Genomic DNA, 20,725 nt, shown 5'->3' with positions numbered 1-20,725 from the left:
TGGTTGAGTTAAAACGCGCGATTATAGCATCGCGGGAGGGTCACGGCGGGTGCGCTTCGCTTACCCGCCCTACGCGACCTCCGCAGTTTACGTAGGGGCCGAGCGCAGCGGTATCGAAGCGCACCCGCCGTTACTAAGGGCGGATTAAAGCTCCCGACGCAACACATCCACAATGGCTGCAATATGGTCTTCCCGGTCATTCAAGGCTGGAATGTAATGATAGGTCTCGCCGCCGGCTTCCATAAAATACTCGCGGTTTTCCTCTTCCAGCTCTTCCAGTGTCTCCAGGCAGTCGGCACTGAACGCCGGTGAGAGTATGGCAATGTGCTTGATGCCATCCTTTGGAAGCTGCTTGAGGGTTTCATCGGTGTAGGGCTTGAGCCACTCTTCCCGACCGAAACGGGACTGGAAGGTAGTCATGCACTGCGACTCTTCCAGCCCCAGCTTTTCCCGCACCAGACGGGTGGTCTTGTGGCAGAGGCAGTGATACGGATCTCCGTTGTCGAGATAGCGCTTGGGCGTGCCGTGGTAGGAGAACAGAAATTTCTCCGGCATGCCGTGCTCGTTGATATGGTCCTGCACGCTCTGGGCCAGGGCGCTGATGTACAGCGGATTGTCCACGTAGCCGCTGATGAAGCTGATCGAGGGGACCCAGCGCCAGGTTTTCAACTCATCGGCCAGGGCGTCGAAGGTGGAGGCTGTGGTGGGGGCGGCGTATTGGGGATACAGCGGCAGCACCACGATGCGCCGGATACCCAGCTCCTGAAATTCCCTCATTACCTTGGGTATGGATGGGTTGCCATAGCGCATGGCGAGTTTGACGATCACCTCATCCCCAAGGGCTTTTTGCACGGCACCGCGCTGGTGTTGGCTGATCACCAGCAGTGGTGAGCCTTCATCGCTCCAGACCGAGGCGTAGGCTTCAGCGGACTTCTTCGGTCGCACTCGCAGGATGATGCCGTGGAGGATGATTTTCCACAGCAGGCGCGGGACTTCAATGACCCGTGGGTCGGACAGGAACTCCGCCAGGTAGCGGCGCAGTGCCGGCGCAGTGGGGGCGTCGGGCGTGCCCAGGTTAGTGAGCAGCACCCCGGTTTTCTGTTGGGTGCGGCGGGTCTCATCCGAGGGGTTGTGAAAACGCTCTTCGACGCGGTCGTTGACCGCCCGGTATTGCTGGCTCATGAAGTCTCCTGTCTGTTGGCCTGACCGCAAACATAACGGGTTGCGGGGAATAATGCTACCGCCGGTTCTGGTTTGATCCAGCGGTCCCTGGCAAGCGTATTCTCGAGCAATGGATAAGAGGTTGTACCCGAGATGAATCGTTCTACTGCTAAGCGCTCAATAGAAGCAGATATTCCCACTCCACAGCCTGGGCAGACCCTTGCCACCTTGTATTACGACGGTTTGTGCCCTTTGTGTCAGCGAGAGATGACTTTATTGAAACGTCTCAAGTCAGCGCAGCTGCGTTTGCTGGATATCCACAAGCAGTGGCAGCTCCCGGCGGAGCAGCGCGAGGCCATGTTGCGTCAACTGCATCTGCGCCTGCCCGATGGTCAGTGGCTGATGGGCGCCGATGCCAGCGTTGAGGCCTGGCGTTACACCCGCGTGGGGTGGCTACTCAAGCCGCTACGTTGGCCGGTGTTCGGCCCGGTGGTCGATCGGGTGTACCGGCGCTGGGCGAAACGGCGTTTCAAGCGGCTGTACGGCAGTGGCCGCTACCTGTGTACCTTGCCTGAGGAGGCGCAAAATGATCCCTGAAGCGAGTCGTTCGGAGCGTCGTGCGGTGGTGATGAGTTTTGCCGACTGTGCGCATTACCTGGTCGGTTATACCGAAACGCCGGTGGGTTGGGCGGACGAGATCGAGGTGGTGCGCGATGCCCGTGGGCGGGCGGAGAAGTTTCCCAGCCTGTATGCGGCCAAGCGGTGGTTGGCTCAGCACGGAGCCGATAAAGCCTGGTTGGTGATGCAGACACCCTACGATGAAATGGTGGGGCGGCCGACGCCGGAAGAGACGATGAGTGAGATTCCGTTGGTGTTGGTGGAGCAGGATCACCGCTAGCTCCTTGCGTCGGGTTACGGCCTTTGGCCTAACCCGACCTACTGAAAGTGTGGCGGTGAGCTATGTAGGTCGGGTTAGGCCAAAGGCCGTAACCCGACAATTCCTACCATTGCTTCAGCCTGCTGCCTACTTCGCCGGCTCAACCTTCAGAATTTCCCCATTGCGATCGTCGGTCAACAGGTACAGATTGCCATCCGGTCCTTGCTCAATGTCCCGCAGGCGCTTGCCGATGCTTTCATCGAACATCCGCTCCTCGTGGGTCACTTTCTCGCCATCAAGCTCGAGGCGCGATACCAGTTGGAACTTGAGGGCAGTAACCAGCAGGTTGCCCCGCCACTCGGGGAACTGATTGCCAGTGTAGAAAACCATCCCGGCGTTGGCGATGGACGGATCCCAGTAATGCACCGGCTGCTCCATGCCTTCTTTTTCGGTGCCTTCACCAATCTTGCCACCACCGTACTGTTCGCCGTAGGTGATGATCGGCCAGCCGTAATTGTTACCGGCCCGGGTCACGTTGATTTCATCACCGCCCTGGGGGCCGTGTTCGCCAGTCCAGAGCTCGCGGGTGTCCGGGTGCAGATCAGCGCCCTGGACGTTGCGGTGGCCGTAGGACCAGATTTCCGGCTGGGCGTCTTTATCGCCCACGAACGGGTTGTCATCGGGCACGCTGCCATCGGGGTGGATGCGGGCCACGGTGCCGATGTGGCTGTTCAGCTCCTGGGGATAGTTGTCTTCAAAATCCTGCTGGCGATCCCCCATGGTGATAAACAGGGTGCCGTCGTCGCGGAACACCAGGCGGGAGCCGAAGTGGCCATTGCTGCGCACTTTGGGTTGCTGGCTGAAAATGACCTCCACGCCCTGCAGTTCATCCTGGGCGTTGGGCATCAGCTTGCCACGGGCAACGGCGGTGCTGGTGCCGCCTTCGCCGGGTTCGGAGAAGCTGAAGTATACCCAACGGTTGTCGACAAAGTCGGGGTCAATGGCCACATCCAGCAGGCCGCCCTGGCCGCGGCTGGCGATCTCGGGCAGGCCTTTGAGTGCGGGACCCTTGGTACCGTCGGCGCCGACAATCCGCAGGTCGCCGGAGCGCTCGGTGACCAGCATGTCACCGCCGGGCAGGAAGGCGATACCCCAGGGGTTACGCAGCCCGTCGGTGACCGTGGTGACCTTCAGCTTGGCTTTCTCGGTTTCGATGATGGTGGCGTGGTCGTCCGCCTGAGCGCCAGCGGCCATCAGGCCCAGTGCGGCGCAGGCCAGCACGGGCGATAGGCGGGTCAGTAGTGAAGCCATGGTCAGTCTCCTTAAATCAGTGAAAAAGGGTGTGACCTGATGATACGCAGCCCAAATGGGTTTGAATCAGTGGGCGAGGATGTCAGGCACTGTGAAGAATGGTGTGTACAGCCTAGCACAGGCAGTGTGAAGAAGGGTTAAGCGCGGGGCCGGAGGCCCGCGCGCTCAGAAGGATACGAACTCAGCGCTTGAGGTCTGCCACGGCGAAGTAGGCCGGTTTGGGCTGCTTGTCCCGGTCGAACAGCAGTGGGTAGTTGGTACGACCGCCCACCGGGAAGTTGTTTTTCCATGACTCGCCATCGTGGCTGCCCCAGAGGGTAATCCGGTCGATCTTGTCCCGGTGCTTGAGGAACAGCTTGAACATTTCGACGTAGCGTTCGGTCAGTCGCTCCTGCATGTCCGCGGGCAGACCGTCGACGTAGGGGTTCAGCTCATCGGCATACTCGAAGTTGTCCGAAATGTTCGCCCCGGTGTGCTCCCAGGCGACCGGCAGCACGTCCACTTCCAGCTCGGTGCAGTGAATGCGCATGCCCTCGGCGGCGTAGGCCTCGATGCTGGCTTCGAATTCACTCAGGTCCGGGTAGTCCAGGCCCACGTGGCTCTGCAGGCCCACGCCGTGAATCGGCACGCCGCGCTTTTTGTAATCGCGCAACACGTTCACCAAAAACTCCCGCTTGCCCGGGTTATGCATATTGTAGTCGTTGTAGATCAGGTGCGCGTCCGGGTCCATTTCGTGGGCCAGGCGGAAGGCGCGCTCGACATAATCGGCGCCGCCCATGGTTTTGAACCAGGCGCTCTCTCTCCAGCCCTTGTCTTCATCGATCGCTTCGTTGACCACATCCCATATCTTGATCTTGCCCTTGTAGCGTTCCATCAGGGTGCGAATGTGGGTATCCATCCGCTTGATCAGCTCCTGACGGTCGATGGGGCGGCCGTTGGGGTAGACGAAAAAGTCCTCAGGCACCTGGGAGTGCCACACCAGGGCGTGACCGACGATGTCCATATTGTGCTGCTGGCCGAACTCGACAAAGCGGTCCGCCAGCTCCCAGTCCCACTCGCCCTGGCGGGGTTGTACCAGCGCGGACTTCATGCAGTTCTCGGCGGTGATGGAGTTGAACTCCTTGGCGATCAGGGTTTTCAGGTACTGGTCGTCGTTGGCCAGAGTCTGATTGCTGATGGCGGTGCCCACCAGGAAGTCATCCCCGTAGAGATTTTTCAGTCCGGTGCGTTCGGCGGCACCATTGATGGCACAGGCCTTGAGGTTGGCCAGGGCCGCCAGGGAAGCGCTGCCCAGCAGGAATTTGCGTCGGGAGATGGGGTTCATAAGCATGACCTGTCATGTTTGGGCCCGGCCTGAACGGCGGGCGTCTATCTTATATTCAGGGTGACCATTAAAGCATGGATGACGGCGCTGGAAAAGTCTTTGGCGCCACAGTTGATCCGGAATCTGCCGCCGTTCGCGGCGCGGGGGTTGCATCTTCTCTACACTGGGTTATAAAGGCACATCGAGTTTATAAAAACCGTTTCTGGCACAGCAGCAAAGGGCCACTATGCTCACCTACTTCCCCGAAATCAAACCTTACGAGCGCCACCAGGTTCCGGTTGGCGATGGTCATCAGCTTTACGTGGATGAGTCCGGTAACCCCGATGGCATCCCGGTGCTGTTCGTTCATGGTGGGCCCGGTGCCGGCTGTGGGCGGTATGATCGTCGCTACTTTGACCCGGAGTGTTATCGCATCATCCTGTTTGATCAGCGCGGTGCCGGTCGATCCACCCCCCACGCCAGCCTGGAGGGTAACAACACCCAGGCGCTGGTGGACGACATGGAGGAGATTCGCCGCTTTCTGGGGGTGGAGAAGTGGGTCCTGTTTGGCGGCTCCTGGGGCTCGACGCTCAGCTTGGTGTATGCCGAAACCCACCCGGAGCGGGTCCTCGGGCTGATCCTCAGGGGCATTTTTCTGTGCCGGCCGAAGGATCTGGCGTGGTTTTATCAGGGCGGGGCCGCCCATGTATTTCCCGATTACTGGAAGGACTTCCTGCAGCCGATTGCCGAAGCCGACCGGGGCGAACTGATTTCGGCCTACTACCGATTGCTCACCGGCGACAACGATCTGCTCAAGATGGGGGCGGCCAAGGCCTGGTCCATCTGGGAGGGACGCTGTGCCACCCTGCGACCCAATCACGAGGTGGTGGAGTCCTTCTCCAAGCCCCATCGCGCCCTGGCCCTGGCCTGTATCGAAGCGCACTACTTCGTGAATCAGGCCTTTCTGGAACCGGATCAGATTGTGCGCAACGCCCATCGGTTGTCCGGTATCCCGGGGGTGATTGTCCACGGCCGATACGACATGGTGTGTCCGCTGGACAATGCGTTCGAGCTACAGCAGGCCTGGCCCGACGCCGAGTTGCAGATCATCCGCGAGTCCGGGCATTCGGCGTCCGAACCCGGCACCGTCGATGCCCTGGTGCGGGCCACCGAAGATATGGTTCGTCGGTTGCGCCACGAAGAAGATAACCTGGCCTGAGGTCGCTTTCGATGTTGGGTCTGATTCAGCGTGTCAAACACGCCAGTGTTGAGGTGGAGGGGCAAACGGTAGGCCGGATTGATTCCGGACTGCTGTTATTCCTGGGGGTCGAAAAAGAAGACGATGAGGCGAGCGCCGAGGCGTTGTTGAAAAAGGTTCTGGCTTATCGTGTGTTCCCGGATGCGGAGGGGAAAATGAACCTGAACTTGCAGCAGGCCGGCGGCGGGCTGCTGGTGGTCTCACAGTTCACGCTGGCGGCCGATACCCGCAAGGGCCTGCGCCCGAGTTTCTCGCGGGCCGGCTCGCCAGCGTTGGCGGAATCGCTGTACGATCATTTTGTCAGTCGGGCCCGTGAGTTTCACGACCCGGTCGCCACCGGGGTGTTCGCCGCCGATATGCAGGTCAGTCTGCAGAACGATGGACCCGTGACCTTCATGCTGTCTAGTTGACGGTGGCGGCGTCGAGGCTGAAACGGGCGCACAGATCTTTGGGCCAGGGGCGTATCCAGGCATCGCTCTGTTGAAGCAGGGCCGGGTCACTGTGTTGCGGATTGCACAGATAGAGTAGGGTGCGCTGCTCTAGGTTAAGCTGTTCAAATACGGCGATGATCAGCGGGTGAGCCCGGAAAAATTCATCGAACGAGCCGTCGGCTCGCGCGCGCTTCAGGCCTTCTTCAACCCGTTCGGCCAACAGGGTATGCTCTTTGTTGACGTAAAAGTACACCGGCCAAGGATAGGCTAGCACCAGGCTCGACTCGACGGCCAGGCCGCTGATATCAAAACTCTCCGCTTCGCTCATCACTTCCTGTGCCCCGCGCGGAAAGAAATCAAAACGCCCCGCCCGCAGCATCCGGAACAGGGACTCGTATTTACTGGTTGTGGTGACGGGAATGCCGTGCATTCGCAGTACCTGCACATCGAACCAGGTGTCCCCCTGTCCGGCCCGAAACGCGCGCAAGTCCTCCAGCTTTTTCACCTGGTTGAACCGGGGTTGATCATCGGCCCGGATAAACGCAATGCGGTACCCCATCAGACCTTTCAACAGCGGAAAGGGAATGGCCCGGAAGCGCTTGTTGCGCTCGGGCATGACCGTGGCGTCAATGATGTGAATGTTTTCCTGGCGGGACAGTTCCTGATACAGGCGTGCCTGGGGTTTGGCCTGTTGAGACAGGATGACCTCACAGGGACCATGGTCCTGGGCGGTTTTATCCAGCGCCAGTTGTAACAGTTGGCCAAAGTAGTTGTGATGGTCGTGGCGGACTTCCGAACGAAGCGGGAGTACCAGTTGATCCGAAACCGTGTTGGGGCCCAGTTGGCAGGCGGCGGTGGCCGGGACACTGAACAGGAGGAAGGGCAGACTCATTATGAGGACCGCCAGCGCCTGAAAAAACCAAAGGTTTTGGGATGTGCCTGGGCCGCTCTGGTCAGAGACGGAAACCTCTTGATGTATCGGTAGCAAAGGCTGGCTCACGGTGAATGATGGCTCCACAACGAAAACGGTCTAATCAAGTGTAGGAATACCCGCATTGTCACACAGGCGTTTTGGCCAGGGGCGAACCCAGGTGTCGGCTTGCTGAAGTAAGTCCGGATCCCGGTGATGAGGGTGACACAGGTATAGGGTGGTTCGCTCGAACAGGTTCAGCTCGGTAAACACTTTGCGGACCATGGGGTGGCTATAATAATACTGATCGAAGGAGCCATCGTTCACGGCTCGCCGCAATCCGGTTTCCACCCGGTCCGCCAGCGCGACATTGTCTTTATGGACGTAAAAATAAACCGGGGCGGGATAGGCCAGCAGTAAATCCGGTTCGATGATCAAGCCCTCGGTATCAAAATTGTCCTGCTCGTCTAGAATTTCCTGAGCGCCACGCGGGAAAAAATCGAATCGCTCCGCCTGCAGCATCCGAAACAGGGATTCGTATTTCGGTGCGGTGACCACGGGAATGTCGTGGGCCTTGAGCAGCGTGACATCAAACCAGCTTTCCCCTTGTCCGGCCCGAAATGCGCGCAGGTCATCCAGAGATTGAATGTTGGAGAAGGCCTCTTTATCTGATTCCCGGATAAAAAACAGTCGGTAACCCATCAACCCCTTCAACAGAGGTACCGGTATCGCCCGAAAGCGTTCGCTGCGCTCCGGCGTGGCTGTTGCATCAATGATGTCGGCGCCGGTTTTACGTTCAAGGTCCAAGTAGCGGCGTACTTGCGGTTTGTAGCTCTCCGGAACGGTTACATGGCAGGGGCCGTACTCGGTTTCGAATTTATCCAGGGCCAGTTGCAGCAAGCCTTCGTAGTAACCGCGATGTTCGTGCCTGGCCTCATGGCGCAGTGGCAGCTGTACACTCGGAACATCCTTGCCATCGTGCAGAGTGCAGGAGGGCTCGTTGGCCAAAGGGGCGAGGTTGATGGTCAGCCAAAGGGCAGGCAGAGACAACCAGCGGGACGCGCAAGCGCGGCCGGTTGCGCGATAATCAGGCATGTCTCACTCTCGGTCACGGCGTTGTGTTGATGGGGGCTATGTGTGCCCCTTCGTATTGTCAGCTCTAATCAACAGTAGCCTATTGCCGAAAGAAAATCCATAAGGAGTGGCGCAATAATCATCCTTTATTTGCGCAGGATCAAGACCGCCAAACCTAGGGTCAACAAGGCCCAGCTTTCTGGAGGAATCTGCCCCCAGTCAATGCGTTCGGCCCAGGCGGTGAGGGGACCCCCTAAATGGGGCCAAGCGGTAATGCCGGAGCCGATCAGTGCCAGGGTGGCAATGACGGTGCGCCGACGTCCCCGGCGCCGGTTCTGCTGCTGGCGCTGCAGCTCCTGGGTCTGGGCTTCCAGGTGATGGGATACCTTGCTCAGGCTCTGCAATTGTTGCAGGCCACCGAAAATCAGCTCCGGCACCTGAGGAAATTTTTCCATCCACTCCGGCGCGTAGCGCTGGAACTGTCCCCACAGTGCTTTGGGGTGGAAGCGATCTTTCAGCCAGCGCTCGAGGAAGGGGTGGGCGGTGACCCACAGATCCAGATCCGGATAGAGCTGGCGGCCCAGCCCTTCAATATTGAGCAGGGTTTTCTGCAACAACACCAGTTGCGGCTGAACTTCCATATCGAACCGGCGCGCGGTGCGGAACAGGCTCATCAACAGGTGCCCGAATGAAATGTCTTTCAGCGGTTTTTCAAAAATGGGCTCGCACACGGTGCGCACCGCCGCTTCGAGTTCCTCGACCCGGGTGCCCTCGGGTACCCAGCCGCTTTGCACATGCAGCTCGGCGACCTGCCGGTAGTCGCGCCGGAACATGGCGAGCAGGTTGCGCGCCAGGTAGTACTGATCTTCCCGGGTCAGGGAGCCGACAATGGCCATATCCACGGCAATGTACTTGGGGTATTCCGGGTTTTCAGTGGCGACAAAAATGTTGCCCGGATGCATGTCCGCGTGGAAAAAGTTGTGCTCGAACACCTGCTTGAAAAATATCTCCACACCGCGTTCGGCCAGCGCTTTCATATCCGTGCCCTGAGCGTGAAGTTCATCAATATGGGTCACGGGGATGCCATGAATGCGCTCCATCACCAGCACGTTATTGCGCGTGTAGTCCCAGTAGATTTCCGGAACATACAGGAGCGCAGAGCCATCGAAATTGCGGCGAAGCTGGGAGGCATTGGCCGCTTCGCGTTGCAGATCCAGCTCATCAAAAATGGTATTGCGGTAGTCGCGTACCACATCCACCGGGTGCAGGCGTTTGCCGTCGATGCTGTAGCGCTCCACCAGTCGGGCGATCATCATCAGCAGACGCACGTCCTGCTCGATGATCCGCTCGATACCGGGGCGGACAATTTTAATGACCACTCGTTGGCCGTTGTGCAGAGTGGCGCCGTGCACCTGGGCCACCGACGCTGACGCGAGCGGTTCCTGCTCGTAGCTGGCAAACACCGTGTCGACACTTTCCCCCAGGCCTCGCTCAACCAGAGCGCGAAATTCGGACTTGTCGAACGGAGGCACCTTGTCCTGCAGTCGATTCAGATCGTCCATCATGTCCGGCGGCACCAGATCCGGACGGGTTGAGAGCAGCTGACCAAACTTGATGAAAATCGGGCCCAGGTCTTCCAGTGCCCGGCGCAGTCGCTCACCCCGGGTCATCTTGCCGGCGGGCTTGAGTTTGCAAGGCAGCAGGAACAGCCGCACGTACCAGGGCAACTGACCGGGCGGAATCAACAGATCCAGCCGGTAGCGCCAGATGACGAAACTGATGGTGAGCAGGCGACGGAGTACGACTAACACGCTTAGTCCTTAGTGGTTCGGTGCAAAAGAGTCTGCAAGTGTTGAATTCTCGCTTCGGTGCGCTCCAGCGCCAAGGCCAGCTCGTCCACTTCCCGATAGAAATTGTCCTGCTCGGCGCGACCGGGAACCAGCCCCGCCTCCTGGGTAATGAACTCGCCCAGCAGTCGACGGGCCTGGCTGTCTCGCGCCTTTAGCCAATGGCCTCCCGAGCGCAGCAGTTCCGCACCCTGATGACCGAGCACATCGCCGAGCACTTCACTCAGGGCTTCTTCCCAGTCAATATCCAGTTGTCCGAGAGTACGTTGCAGTGACTGAACCAGATGGGGCCTGCCTTCCAGTTGCACACCGGAGCCCGCCAGACTGGTCTGTTCGCCGCGCGCCAGGCCGATAAAGTTTTTCAGTGGGCCGGTCAGTCGCGTTTGAATATCGCCTTCCCAATGACTGCTGAAACTCAGGCCCGCTTCTCCGGGAAGGACGTACACCGTCCACTCGGGTTGCGTAAAGTTCAGTGCCAGCACTTGCCCTTCGAGCTTGCTGAGTGCGAGCCGGCTGGCGGGGTCATAGCGCAGGGCGCGCTGGACAATGGTTTCGGCGGCCGTCAGGGCAGCGGTGGTCAACGTGGCATCCATATCAGGGTTTGATGCCTTTGTGCAGGGCCACCACGCCTCCGGTCATGTTGTGGTACTCGGTGTTCACAAAGCCGGCGGCATCCATCATGCCCTTGAGGGTTTCCTGATCGGGATGCATGCGGATGGACTCGGCCAGGTAGCGATAGCTGTCGGCATCGTTGGCGACCACTTTGCCCATGAAGGGTAGCAGCTTGAACGAGTAGGTGTCGTAGGCTTTTTCCAGCAGCGGGTTCTGTGGTTTGGAGAACTCCAGTACCAATAGCCGCCCACCGGGTTTGAGCACCCGCAACATGGAGCGCAGTGCCAGGTCCTTGTCGGTGACATTGCGCAGACCAAAGGCGATGGTGATGCAGTCGAAGGTGTTGTCCGGGAAAGGCAGGTACTGGGCGTCGGCCTGGGCGTATTGCAGGTTGCCGGCGATGCCCCGGTCGGTCAGCCGGTCGCGACCCACGTTGAGCATGGATTCGTTGATATCGGCGAGCACCACCAGGCCGTCCGGCCCGACTTTTTTGGCAAAGGCGTAGCTCAGGTCTCCGGTACCGCCGGCAATGTCAAGGATGGTCTGTCCGGGACGGACCGCTGCCAGTTCGATGGTAAACCGCTTCCACAACCGGTGGACGCCGCCGGACATGAGGTCGTTCATCAGGTCATAGCGGGCCGCGACGGAGTGAAACACGTTCGCCACACGGCTGGCCTTTTCCTCAACGGCCACCTGCTCGTAGCCAAAATCGGTGGTTCTCTTCTCGCTCATGGGGTCATCCATCATCGGAATTCACAGGGCCAACATTGTACACGCTAAGCGGGCCCTGCAGTATGTTCGGCGGGAGCATCACGACCGGGAAGGGGTAGACCTTTTCAAGACACGCCGTAAACCCATGACGTGAAGGGATTCACTAATGCCGCGATGGCATGGATGCCATAGAGCGGCCCCTGGGGGCTCGCCTCGCGGAGTCCCTCCGCTTACGGTCTTGAAAAGGTCTACCCCTCCCCGTCCCTCAGTGCCAAACGGAAAGTTGTTTTTGGTTGCTAGTTCCCGAAACGATACGTTGACACCGCGGAGGCTGGGTAACCGCTTGTGAGACCGTCACCCGCCTGGACGGCGGGTGACGAGCCCCCATGGACGGGTTTACGGCGTGTCTCACAAGCGGTTACCTAGCCGCAGCACTTCGCGATAAAGTAAAAAGCCTTGTATTGCCGACTATTGCCGCGGCTGCAACAACAAAACCTCGTCGTCCTGATCCACCTCAAACCGAAACTGGCTCAACACATTCATGCCAAGCAACCCGTCCACATTATCGGGCGTATTGAAGTCCAACACCGCCACCGGCACATCCCTCAATCGATGATCACCAATCTGGACACTGTCCACCCGATACACCATCCCCCGGGTGGTGCCGCTGGCGGTATTGAACATCTGCGGACCTAACTCGGTAAAACGTACCGAAGCGCTGATTCGATCAAAACTGCGTTGGGTCAATGTCGTTAGGCTGGCGCCAGTATCGATCACCAGTCGCACCTCTTCCCGATTATCCAGCCCGAGTAATAGCAGGTAGTGGCTGCCGATGGTGTCCAGTTCAATGCTCCCCACCGGTGGGGGCGGGCGCCGCTCGGCCACCGGGGGCGGGGTGGTGTGGTTGAGCAGGGCCGTGGCGCGGGCGCCCAAGGTGGCGTGGGAGGCTAGCGCTTCCAGCAGGTTGCGGCCATAGGTGGTGTCGCCGTGGTGCAGGTGCAGCTCGCCCAGACGCAGGCGCTGCTCGGCACCCCCCAGGTCCAGCTGTTCCAGGGTCTCGTAAAAGCCCAGCAGGCTCTGCCAACGCTGCGCGCCCACCAGTTGATCGTCCACCTGCCGGACAAATTGTTCAAACGCCTGACTCACGCGGCTGCGTTGTCCGGGCTGGGTGGCGCTATAGGCGAAGGTGAGCTGAAAGGTGCGCGCCGCTTCGGCCCAGTAGTCGGACTGGAGTTGGTGGCGGGCGAGCAGAAGCAACACGTCAATATCATCGTAGTGCACCGACAAAAAGGCGTCGGCCAACGCGGTCAGCGCGTAGTCATCGCCCGCGCGCAGATAGCCGTCCAGATACTCCAGCACCAACTCCCGCAGTCGGCCCGCCAGGGCCGAATCCTGTCGCTCCGCCTCCTGGTAGAGCCCCATGGCGGCATTGAACGCCTGCTGGTCCAGAAGTGCGTGCATCTCCTCAGCCCAGTCGGCGGGCTGGGGAGGCGCTTCGTTGGCAGAAGCTGGATCGTCCGGAAGTGTCGCCGCCTCAAGCGTATTGAGGGAGGGCGAGGTAACGGATGAGTCTCGCACTGGCGGTGATGAGAGTGGCTTGACGAGGGGCGAACCCGATGCGGACTTGCTCGGTTCTGCAAGGCTGGTCGCCTCGACCGGAACGGGCGCCAGTGCTCCGCGCAGCCACCAACCGCCCGCCAGCCCGGTGGCCAGAAGTAGGCTCGCCAGCAGCAGCGGTCGAAATGGAGGCTGAGTGCTCATAAGGATACCGGGGTCGGGTGAAGGCTAAGGGTAACCAAATTTGTGAGCGGCTTCTATTGCTCTTTATTTAATAATGAGTATGATTCGCATTATTGATAAAGAGCGATGGAGGCACAATGGAAACGTGGGCGAATCGACCATCCGAGATCAGGGTGCTGTGGGTAGGGCAAACCTCGACCTTACAGGCGCGGGTACATGCGACCTTGCGCGCGCGGGGCTGGTCGCTGGTGGTCTGCCGGGCCGGTCGTGAGGCGCTGGACTGCGTACTCAACACCGAGGCCGATCTGCTGTTGCTCGACGTCGATGCCTCGGCGCTCGACCCCTGGGGGCTCCTGGCTGAGTTGCGTCAATGGCAGGCGACGCCCGTCATTGCTCTGGCCGATGAGCCCGCGCTGTGTATCGACGCCTTTCGGCGCGGCGCCGATGACTTTGTCGCCAAGTCGGCGGATCTGTTGGAGCTGCAGTTGCGGGCCGAGGCACTGTTGCGCCGGAAGCGCCCACCGATGCCGGCCGACCCGGGCCGGGAGAGACTGGTGGTGGGGCCTTTGTCCCTCAGTCGCGAGGATGCGTCGGTTCGCTACGACGACCGCCCCCTGCGGGTGACCGCCATCCAGTTCAAACTCCTGTGGTGTCTGGCGGAGCACCACAACACCCTGTTGAAGAAATCCGAACTGCACCGCTGGGTGCTGAATAAATCCTATTGCCGGGACGACCGAAGCATCGATATGCACCTGAGCCGGGTCCGTCGCAAGTTGATCGCGACGGGCATGCCGCCCGACGCGTTGCAGACGGTGCGCGGACAGGGCTACCGACTGTCTCTGTTGTCTCACAAAGCGCCAATCCGGGCGAATGGTTAGAGCGATGACAATGCAAACATGGACCTCACGGGCAGCGGTGGAACTGCCCGCGCCGGCGCGCACACTGCGCCGGCTGTGCAAACACTTCAGTCATAAAGTCAGAGCTCAGTGGCAGGAGACCACCGGCGAGGTGGATTTCGGCATCGGCGTCTGTGAATTTCATGCCGAAGCGGGCATCCTGCACTGCCTCTGTCGCGCCAGAAGTGAAACCGATCTGCAGGATATTGAAGAGACCATCGAGCGTCACCTGGGCCCCATGAGCGGCCTGACCGGTGCACCTCCGACACCGCGCTGGCAGCGATGAGTCGGGCCCAACCGGCGCTTGACGCGCCGGCCCTGCCCACCTTCCTGCGCTATGTGGGCGCTTCCACCTTGGGCTTGCTGGCCCTGACCAGCGCGGCGGTGGTGGACGGGCTGATGGTGGGCAAATGGCTGGGTGCCGATGCGCTGGCGGCGGTCAATCTGCTGATTCCGCTCTGGATTTTACTGTTTGGCAGCGTGCTGATGCTGGCCATTGGCGCCAGCGTGGTGGCCGGTCACTACCTGGGCGCGGGCCGACGAGACGCGGCCAGCGGGGTGTTCTCGGCCTCTGTGTGCCTGGCGCTGGTGTTCGGGCTGACGGTGACCGTGCTTGGGCTGACGTTTGGCGATGGGTTGTTGCGCTGGCTGGCGGTGCCGGAGCCGTTGCAACCGTTGGTAAAGCCCTATTTCCAGCTGTTACTGCTCGGCCAGGCGCCCCAGAGTGTGGCAGTGGTGCTTTACTACTTTCTGCGGGTGGCCGGCGAGCCCCAACGGGCCAGTCGTGCCCTGGTGCTCGGCGCACTGGTGAACATCCTGCTGGATGTGCTTGGGCTGGCGGTACTGGGCTGGGGCTTGCGCGCCGCCGCCGGCGCCACGGTGGCGGCCCAGTTGACCCAATGCCTGGTGTTGTTACACCTGCTGTACAGCGGCCGAACGTCGCTGCGCCTGCGGCCGGGGTGGCTTTCCTGGCGGCGCCTGATCGCTTTCTGTGGTAACGGCTTTTCCGAGTTTCTGAACGAAGTGTCGGCGGGGGTGGTGCTGTTCGTGTTGCACTGGCTGCTGGCACTGACCGGTGGTGTGGCGGCCGTGTCCGGCTTCGCCCTGATTCACTACGCCCTGTTACTCAATGTCATGCTCGCCTGCGCGGTGGCCGAAGTGGTGCATGTGCTGACCAGCCAGAATCTGGGGGCCGGGCAGCCGGTCCGGGCCCGGCGCTTCCGGGACTATGGTCTGGGATTGGCCGCCACCCAGGGGCTGCTGTTGTGGACGCTGGTTTTCCTGGGAGGGCCGGCCTTGAGCGACTGGTTCTTCGAGGGTTCTGCGGCGGACTATGCCGCCCGCTTCTGGCCGGTGATCGCCCCGGTGTTCCTGTTGACCGGGCTCAACCTGGTGTTGTCCGCCTGGTGCACCGGTTGCCGGCAGCCGCGCCGCTCGGCGCTGCTCGCGCTGGCGCGCAGCCTGGTCCTTCCTCTGGTATTTCTGGCGCTGCTCTTCCCCTGGCGCGACCAGGTGTCATTCCTGTGGGCTCTGCCGCTGGCAGAGCTCCTGACTCTGGGTTTGGCACTCGGAATGCTGGCGGACAAAGCCTCGATTCGGCGCCTCCTTCCACTGCGGCAATGATTGAGCTGCCAGAAACCGTAACAATTGTAAAACCAAATGACATTGAGAATTGTTCTCATATAATCGGCCGTAACTCCTCCCTCATCGGATTGGCAACGAGGACTCTGTTATGGCCGATTTTGCGCGACACCTGGCCGAGTACGCCAGCTTTCAGGCATTCGTCAATTGTTATCTGCGGGAAGTGGATGGCGGGCGCTGGCTGAGCCCGGATTCGCCCCAGACCCGGGCCCTGCTGCCGCAGACGCTGCTGACCGGTAAGTCCCTACTGCAACTGACCCTGCCGCGGCAGGAACTGACCCTTTGGCTACTGGTGAGTTATCGCTCCCGGGTTGGGCGCCATCGCATTGAGGCCGTCTTCTGTCAGCAGGGTGCGCAACTGCAGCAGGAGGGGTTCTGGAGCACGCTCCTGCTGCTGGTCAAGGAGTTGTTCCACGAGCGCAACGCCCAGCCCGGCGCCGGGCTCAAGCGTCGGCAACTGGAGCTGACCCACCGGTTGACCGATAGCCTGCAGAACACCTTGCGTTATCTGGAAACCCGTTGGTCGCAGCCCTACCGGGCGCCCTTGAGCTTTTGCCGCGCGGAGCAGAGCCTGGTGCTGGGCCACTGGTTGCACCCCACCCCGAAGAGCCGGCAGGGCATTCTTGACTGGCAGCATCCCCTGATCACGCCGGAGCTGGAGGGCCAGTTTCAGTTGCATTATGTGGCCGTGCACCAGGACTGGGTCGAACAGCAGTCTCTGTTGCCCCAGTCCGCCGAGACCCTGGTACGCGAGGCGCTTATGCAGAGCGACCACTCGGTGTCGATCGGCCCGGACGAGGTATTGATTCCCGTCCACCCGCTGCAGGCCCACTGGTTGCTCGCCCAGCCCCGGGTTCAGGCCTGGCAGGAGGCCGGTCGGCTGCGCTACCTGGGCCCGCTCGGGCACACCTTCACGGCCACCTCCTCGGTACGCACCGTCTACCACCGGGACGCGCCCTGGATGTACAAGCTCTCCCTGCCCGTGAAAATTACCAACTCCCTTCGGCAGAACAAGGTGCGGGAGCTGCGCGCGGGGGTGCTGATGGCCGGTCTGCTGCACAACCTGCAATTCTCCCGGCGCTTCCCCCGTTTTCAGGTGATTGCTGACCCGGCCTACCTGACACTGCGCGACCCCGAGGGGGGCGATAGCGGCTTTGAGGCCATCGTGCGGGAAAACCCCTTTGGCGCCGAGAGCGATCAATCGGTGTTGTGTTTGGCGGCCTTGGTGCAGGAACCCTGGCACCCCCGTCAGCGCCGCGCCGTGCTCACGGAGCTGATCGAGCGGCAGGCGCTGGAGGAGGGCCGGGCGCCGGGTGCGGTCGCCCGGGATTGGTTTGATGCCTACTGGCACTGCGCAGTGGAGCCCTGCCTGGTGTTGTTCGACCACCACGGCATCGCCCTGGAAGCCCATCAGCAGAACAGCCTGCTGCGGCTGGCCGACGGCTACCCGGAGACCTACTACTACCGGGACAACCAGGGCTTCTATCTGGACGAGCAACAAAAGCCCAAGCTCCTGCAGTGGCAACCGACATTGGACGCCGACAGCGATCTGTTTTACCCCACGGATGCCATTCTGGACCGCTTCGGTTATTACTTGCTGGTCAATCAAGTGTTCGCGGTAGTGGACCGGCTGGGCGCCGATGGCCTGCTGGCGGAGGCCGAGCTGATCGAGCGGGTGCGGGACAAGCTGGAGGCGCTGCGTCTGACACTATCCGGCAATGGTCGGGTCCTGATTGAGCGCTGGTTGACCCAGACTCAGTTGCCGGCGAAAGCCAACCTGTTGACCCGGGTGGAGGATATCGACGAGTTGGAGGCGGATATGGAGTTGGCCGCCTATACCACCATCGACAATCCGCTCTGTGTAGCCGCGCGGATCGAGCGCCCTCTTGAGGAGGCGGTCCATGTCTGAAGCTCTGGCACTCAGCGTTCCACAACAGGCGTCGTCGGTGGCCGTTGATGCTCTGCCGAGGATTCTACGGCAAACGCTGGAGGCCGCCCTGTTCGAGGGACTGCTCGACTACATTGTCGTTCCAGCCCGGGAGACCGCGTCGACTTGGGATACCCTGTACTTCAGCCTGGGAAACGCGGATTACACCTGCCCGGGGCGGGTGCGCGGCTTTGGGCGCATCCGGTTGCAGCTGGCGGAATTGACCCGGATCCAACCTGTCGCCCGCCGGCCGGAGCTGGAGGAGGTACTGCGTCAATTGTTGGCCTGCCTGCCCGGCGACGCCGAGCGCAAACAGGCGTTGACCCGGGAATTGAATCAGACCCGGATCTGGTGTCAGTGGAATGCGCGCGAGTTGCCACCGCTGGCAGTGCGTCGGGAGCTGCCATTGGTTGCGCTGGAGGGCGCCCTTCGCGAGGGGCATCCCTACCATCCCTGTTTCAAAGCGCGCATCGGCCTGAGTGAAGCCGACTACCAACGCTACAGCCCCGAAGCCGCCGGCCCGGTGCGCCCGCACTGGATTGCCGTTCCCCGCGAGCGGGTTCTCGGCGCCGGCGCGGCTCAGGACCCGGATACTTTCGCTTTTCGTGAGCTGGGACCGGCGCTGTTTCAGGCGCTACGCGCCCGCTGCCGGGCTCGGGGCGTGGATCCGGAACAGCGGGTGTTTGTACCGGTACACCCCTGGCAGTGGCAGCACCGGATAGTGCCGCGCACTCAGGGCTTCCGTCCCCTTTTGGTCGACCTGGGGCAGCCCGGAGATGACTACCGAGTCAGCCAATCCATGCGCACCCTGATGAATGATTCCCGGCCGGAACGGGGTGATCTCAAGCTGCCCCTGGATATCGTGCTCACCTCCTCGCGGCGTCACCTGCTGAGCCATGGTATCGACTCCGGCCCGGTTCTGTCTGACTGGCTGGCCGAAACGGTGGCGGGTGATGTCTTCTTTCAACAGCAACCTCTGGTGATCCTGCGGGAATACGCGGGTTTGCGGGTGGAGGAGACCGGTTTGTTGAGCCCGTCTGAGCCGGGTATCTGTCAGTTGGGTGCGCTCTGGCGCGAAAGCCTGCCGTCCCGGTTGGCCCCCGGCGAGCGGGCCGTGCCGGCCCAGGCCCTGGCGCTGATGGAGTCCGATGGCAAACCCTTTATCGACCCCTGGGTAAACGCCTATGGCCTGGAGCCCTGGCTGACCCGCCTGTTCGACATCCTGATCCTGCCGGTCTGGCACTTGCTGGCCCGTCACGGCATCGCGCTGGAAGCCCACGGCCAGAACCTGTTGCTGGTCCATCGTGACGGCTGGCCCCAGTGGCTGGCGGCCCGGGATTTTCACGAGAGCGTGGAGTACGTGGAAAACTTTCTCGCCACCCCGGACGCGGCACCAGCGTTCCGCCGCCAGGCACGGTACGCCGATGCCCGGCCCAATGAGTACTACTGGATGGACTCGGTGGAGGCCCTGCGCGAACTGGTGATGGATACCCTGTTCGTTTTCCAGCTCTCGGAGCTCGCCGCCCTGTGCGAGACCCATTACCGATTACCCGAACCCCGTTTCTGGAAATTGGTGCGTGCCTGCCTGGCGCGTTACGCCGGCGGTGGCCACTGCGATCCGGCACGCCTTCGGGCTCTGGGCTATCGGGCACCCATGGTTCAGGTGGAATCCCTGTTGCGCAAAAAACTCTGCGGCGTGCAGCCCGAATACCACCATCGCGTGTTCAACCCACTATCGGAAATCGCTCGGAAGGAGGCGTGAGCCATGCTGTTTTATCTCAATGATCGGCCCTATGACCGGGCCACTATCGAGGCGCGCTGGCGCCTGTTGACCCGGGCGCTCGCGACGGTATCCGGTCGGCGCCTGGCCGTTTGTACCCACGATTCGGTCGAGTGGCTGGCCCTGGTGCTCTATGCCCGGCAACACAACCTGTCCATCGCGCCGCTACCCGCGGACACGCCCCGGGCTACCGCGCTGGAGAAGGCCCGGGCGCTGCACTGCGACGGCCTGATCTGGCAGAGTGCGGAGCAGCTTGTCCCGCTTGAGCGTCAGACGTCGGTTCAGGATGGCACCCTGATTCAGTTCAGCTCAGGCACCACCGGTGAAGCCAAACCCATTGAGCGCACCTGGTCAGACATCGATACCGAAATCACCCATTACCATCAGGCGCTCGACCTGCCCCCGGAGGTAGTGCCTGTGGTGGCCTGCTCCATCAGTCATTCCTATGGGCTGATCTGCGGCGTGCTCGCGACCCTGGACCGGGGTGTGGTGCCGCGCATCGTCACCGGCTGGAATCCCAAGTACCTGCTGAAGATGTTGCGCGCGGAATCCCGGCCGCTGCTGTACAGCTCGCCCACCTTTATCCGCACTCTGATGATGCTCTGGCCACCGGGCGAGCCCCTATACGGGGTGATGACCTCGGGCAGCGTCATGCCCGAAGCCTGGTTCGATGAGGTGCGCGCCAAAACCGAAAACCTCTGGCAGCAGTATGGCTGCTCCGAAGCCGGCTGCGTGGCGGTGGCCCGGCAGCCGGAGCGGGCGGACATCATGGGCATGCCTCTGGGGCACTGCGCATTGCAGGCGGGACCTGGCCCGGACGAACCCGAAGAGGTACTGGTCGTTCAGCAGGGGCAACGCATCGTCACCGGCGACGCCGGCTATCTGGATGATCAGGGGCGCCTGCGCTTCTGCGGCCGTATGGATGACACCATCATCACCGCCGGTTTCAACGTCTATCCCCATGAGGTGGAAAACGCGCTGATGCGCCACGCCGGTATCCGCGAGGTGGTGGTCTTCAAACAGCCCGACCCTCTGGCGGGGGAGCGGGTGGCGGCGGTCTACACCGGGACCGCAGCCTTGAGTGATGCCGACCTGCGAGCGTTCTGCCGCCAGCACCTGGCGAGCCATCAATGGCCCAGCCGGTTTTACCACCGCGAGCGGATACCGCGCCTGCCCAGCGGCAAGGTCAGCCGTCGGCAACTGGCCGAGCAGTTTACCGCCGACGCCGCACAGGGGGTGGCTTGAG

The 20,725-nt window shown here is 61.4% G+C and carries 19 protein-coding genes; 10 read left to right on the top strand and 9 right to left on the bottom strand.

All coding sequences use genetic code 11. The features are described from left to right. Positions 1–144: 144 nt before the first annotated feature. Positions 145–1,182, bottom strand: a complete 1,038-nt coding sequence (gene hemH / locus EDC38_RS14115; protein WP_123639199.1) for a ferrochelatase — start codon at positions 1,180–1,182, stop codon at positions 145–147. Between the two features lie 132 nt (positions 1,183–1,314). On the opposite strand from hemH, the gene EDC38_RS14110 reads away from it, so the two are divergent. Both EDC38_RS14110 and EDC38_RS14105 read left to right on the top strand, forming a co-directional pair. Beyond that, positions 1,315–1,758: a thiol-disulfide oxidoreductase DCC family protein gene (locus EDC38_RS14110; RefSeq protein WP_081666169.1), complete on the top strand. Its 444-nt coding sequence runs from the start codon at positions 1,315–1,317 to the stop codon at positions 1,756–1,758. Continuing rightward, the gene (locus tag EDC38_RS14105; RefSeq protein ID WP_024462131.1) at positions 1,748–2,059 is read left to right on the top strand and encodes a DUF6482 family protein; all 312 of its coding nucleotides are present in this window, start codon (positions 1,748–1,750) and stop codon (positions 2,057–2,059) included. The genes EDC38_RS14110 and EDC38_RS14105 overlap by 11 nt, the downstream gene beginning before the upstream one ends. A 126-nt stretch (positions 2,060–2,185) precedes the next feature. Here EDC38_RS14105 and EDC38_RS14100 read toward each other — a convergent pair whose 3' ends face one another. Both EDC38_RS14100 and EDC38_RS14095 read right to left on the bottom strand, forming a co-directional pair. Further along, complete coding sequence (locus EDC38_RS14100; protein ID WP_246004448.1) at positions 2,186–3,349, bottom strand: PQQ-dependent sugar dehydrogenase; 1,164 nt, start codon at positions 3,347–3,349, stop codon at positions 2,186–2,188. Positions 3,350–3,530: 181 nt separating this feature from the next. Further along, a complete protein-coding gene (locus EDC38_RS14095) occupies positions 3,531–4,673 on the bottom strand; it encodes an endo-1,4-beta-xylanase (protein WP_123639198.1) in 1,143 nt (380 codons plus the stop codon). A 226-nt stretch (positions 4,674–4,899) separates the two neighbouring features. Between EDC38_RS14095 and pip the strand changes: the two genes are divergently transcribed. Then, positions 4,900–5,871 (top strand): prolyl aminopeptidase, encoded by a 972-nt coding sequence (pip, locus tag EDC38_RS14090; RefSeq protein WP_123639197.1) that lies wholly within the window; start codon positions 4,900–4,902, stop codon positions 5,869–5,871. Positions 5,872–5,882: 11 nt separating this feature from the next. Beyond that, the gene (gene dtd / locus EDC38_RS14085; protein WP_123639196.1) at positions 5,883–6,320 is read left to right on the top strand and encodes a D-aminoacyl-tRNA deacylase; all 438 of its coding nucleotides are present in this window, start codon (positions 5,883–5,885) and stop codon (positions 6,318–6,320) included. On the opposite strand, the gene EDC38_RS14080 is transcribed toward dtd, so the two are convergent. The 6 genes from EDC38_RS14080 to EDC38_RS14055 form a co-directional block, all read right to left on the bottom strand. Further along, positions 6,313–7,233 (bottom strand): type 2 periplasmic-binding domain-containing protein, encoded by a 921-nt coding sequence (locus EDC38_RS14080; RefSeq protein ID WP_123639195.1) that lies wholly within the window; start codon positions 7,231–7,233, stop codon positions 6,313–6,315. The genes dtd and EDC38_RS14080 overlap by 8 nt on opposite strands. A gap of 138 nt (positions 7,234–7,371) precedes the next feature. Further along, positions 7,372–8,346, bottom strand: coding sequence for a substrate-binding periplasmic protein (locus EDC38_RS14075; RefSeq protein ID WP_123639194.1), 975 nt, complete (start codon positions 8,344–8,346; stop codon positions 7,372–7,374). 125 nt (positions 8,347–8,471) lie between these two features. Then, positions 8,472–10,136: a ubiquinone biosynthesis regulatory protein kinase UbiB gene (gene ubiB / locus EDC38_RS14070; RefSeq protein WP_123639193.1), complete on the bottom strand. Its 1,665-nt coding sequence runs from the start codon at positions 10,134–10,136 to the stop codon at positions 8,472–8,474. Positions 10,137–10,138: 2 nt separating this feature from the next. Beyond that, complete coding sequence (locus EDC38_RS14065) at positions 10,139–10,765, bottom strand: ubiquinone biosynthesis accessory factor UbiJ (protein WP_123639192.1); 627 nt, start codon at positions 10,763–10,765, stop codon at positions 10,139–10,141. Position 10,766: 1 nt separating this feature from the next. Next, a complete protein-coding gene (gene ubiE, locus EDC38_RS14060) occupies positions 10,767–11,516 on the bottom strand; it encodes a bifunctional demethylmenaquinone methyltransferase/2-methoxy-6-polyprenyl-1,4-benzoquinol methylase UbiE (protein WP_024462140.1) in 750 nt (249 codons plus the stop codon). 447 nt (positions 11,517–11,963) lie between these two features. After that, positions 11,964–13,256 carry a retropepsin-like aspartic protease gene (locus EDC38_RS14055; RefSeq protein WP_123639191.1) on the bottom strand — a complete coding sequence of 431 codons (1,293 nt, stop codon included), beginning with the start codon at positions 13,254–13,256 and terminating at the stop codon, positions 11,964–11,966. Between the two features lie 116 nt (positions 13,257–13,372). Between EDC38_RS14055 and EDC38_RS14050 the strand changes: the two genes are divergently transcribed. The 6 genes from EDC38_RS14050 to EDC38_RS14025 all read left to right on the top strand — a co-directional run bounded on the left by EDC38_RS14050 (position 13,373) and on the right by EDC38_RS14025 (position 20,724). Then, on the top strand, positions 13,373–14,113 hold the full coding sequence (locus EDC38_RS14050) for a response regulator transcription factor (RefSeq protein ID WP_123639190.1): 741 nt from the start codon (positions 13,373–13,375) through the stop codon (positions 14,111–14,113). A 10-nt stretch (positions 14,114–14,123) separates the two neighbouring features. Beyond that, positions 14,124–14,417, top strand: a complete 294-nt coding sequence (locus tag EDC38_RS14045; protein WP_170162946.1) for a DUF2218 domain-containing protein — start codon at positions 14,124–14,126, stop codon at positions 14,415–14,417. Further along, entirely contained in the window at positions 14,414–15,754 is a 1,341-nt protein-coding gene (locus tag EDC38_RS14040; RefSeq protein ID WP_123639188.1) for an MATE family efflux transporter, read from the top strand. Before EDC38_RS14045 ends, EDC38_RS14040 begins: the two co-directional genes overlap by 4 nt. 109 nt (positions 15,755–15,863) lie before the next feature. Then, the gene (locus EDC38_RS14035) at positions 15,864–17,681 is read left to right on the top strand and encodes an IucA/IucC family protein (protein ID WP_123639187.1); all 1,818 of its coding nucleotides are present in this window, start codon (positions 15,864–15,866) and stop codon (positions 17,679–17,681) included. After that, positions 17,674–19,461, top strand: a complete 1,788-nt coding sequence (locus EDC38_RS14030) for an IucA/IucC family protein (protein ID WP_123639186.1) — start codon at positions 17,674–17,676, stop codon at positions 19,459–19,461. Before EDC38_RS14035 ends, EDC38_RS14030 begins: the two co-directional genes overlap by 8 nt. Before the next feature lie 3 nt (positions 19,462–19,464). After that, positions 19,465–20,724: an AMP-binding protein gene (locus EDC38_RS14025; RefSeq protein ID WP_123639185.1), complete on the top strand. Its 1,260-nt coding sequence runs from the start codon at positions 19,465–19,467 to the stop codon at positions 20,722–20,724. Position 20,725: the final 1 nt, after the last annotated feature.

This window comes from Marinimicrobium koreense (assembly GCF_003762925.1).
In the GTDB taxonomy this organism is placed as follows: Bacteria; Pseudomonadota; Gammaproteobacteria; order Pseudomonadales; family Cellvibrionaceae; genus Marinimicrobium; species Marinimicrobium koreense.
This window is presented reverse-complemented; position numbering and strand designations above follow the sequence as displayed.

Excerpts from the sequence above, each read along its gene's own strand:
- hemH (WP_123639199.1), bottom strand. The coding sequence starts at position 1,182 with ATGAGCCAGCAATACCGGGCGGTCAACGACCGCGTCGAAGAGCGTTTT.
- EDC38_RS14110 (WP_081666169.1), top strand. The coding sequence starts at position 1,315 with ATGAATCGTTCTACTGCTAAGCGCTCAATAGAAGCAGATATTCCCACT.
- EDC38_RS14105 (WP_024462131.1), top strand. The coding sequence starts at position 1,748 with ATGATCCCTGAAGCGAGTCGTTCGGAGCGTCGTGCGGTGGTGATGAGT.
- EDC38_RS14100 (WP_246004448.1), bottom strand. The coding sequence starts at position 3,349 with ATGGCTTCACTACTGACCCGCCTATCGCCCGTGCTGGCCTGCGCCGCA.
- EDC38_RS14095 (WP_123639198.1), bottom strand. The coding sequence starts at position 4,673 with ATGAACCCCATCTCCCGACGCAAATTCCTGCTGGGCAGCGCTTCCCTG.
- pip (WP_123639197.1), top strand. The coding sequence starts at position 4,900 with ATGCTCACCTACTTCCCCGAAATCAAACCTTACGAGCGCCACCAGGTT.
- dtd (WP_123639196.1), top strand. The coding sequence starts at position 5,883 with ATGTTGGGTCTGATTCAGCGTGTCAAACACGCCAGTGTTGAGGTGGAG.
- EDC38_RS14080 (WP_123639195.1), bottom strand. The coding sequence starts at position 7,233 with ATGAGTCTGCCCTTCCTCCTGTTCAGTGTCCCGGCCACCGCCGCCTGC.
- EDC38_RS14075 (WP_123639194.1), bottom strand. The coding sequence starts at position 8,346 with ATGCCTGATTATCGCGCAACCGGCCGCGCTTGCGCGTCCCGCTGGTTG.
- EDC38_RS14065 (WP_123639192.1), bottom strand. The coding sequence starts at position 10,765 with ATGGATGCCACGTTGACCACCGCTGCCCTGACGGCCGCCGAAACCATT.
- ubiE (WP_024462140.1), bottom strand. The coding sequence starts at position 11,516 with ATGAGCGAGAAGAGAACCACCGATTTTGGCTACGAGCAGGTGGCCGTT.
- EDC38_RS14055 (WP_123639191.1), bottom strand. The coding sequence starts at position 13,256 with ATGAGCACTCAGCCTCCATTTCGACCGCTGCTGCTGGCGAGCCTACTT.
- EDC38_RS14050 (WP_123639190.1), top strand. The coding sequence starts at position 13,373 with ATGGAAACGTGGGCGAATCGACCATCCGAGATCAGGGTGCTGTGGGTA.
- EDC38_RS14045 (WP_170162946.1), top strand. The coding sequence starts at position 14,124 with ATGCAAACATGGACCTCACGGGCAGCGGTGGAACTGCCCGCGCCGGCG.
- EDC38_RS14040 (WP_123639188.1), top strand. The coding sequence starts at position 14,414 with ATGAGTCGGGCCCAACCGGCGCTTGACGCGCCGGCCCTGCCCACCTTC.
- EDC38_RS14035 (WP_123639187.1), top strand. The coding sequence starts at position 15,864 with ATGGCCGATTTTGCGCGACACCTGGCCGAGTACGCCAGCTTTCAGGCA.
- EDC38_RS14030 (WP_123639186.1), top strand. The coding sequence starts at position 17,674 with ATGTCTGAAGCTCTGGCACTCAGCGTTCCACAACAGGCGTCGTCGGTG.
- EDC38_RS14025 (WP_123639185.1), top strand. The coding sequence starts at position 19,465 with ATGCTGTTTTATCTCAATGATCGGCCCTATGACCGGGCCACTATCGAG.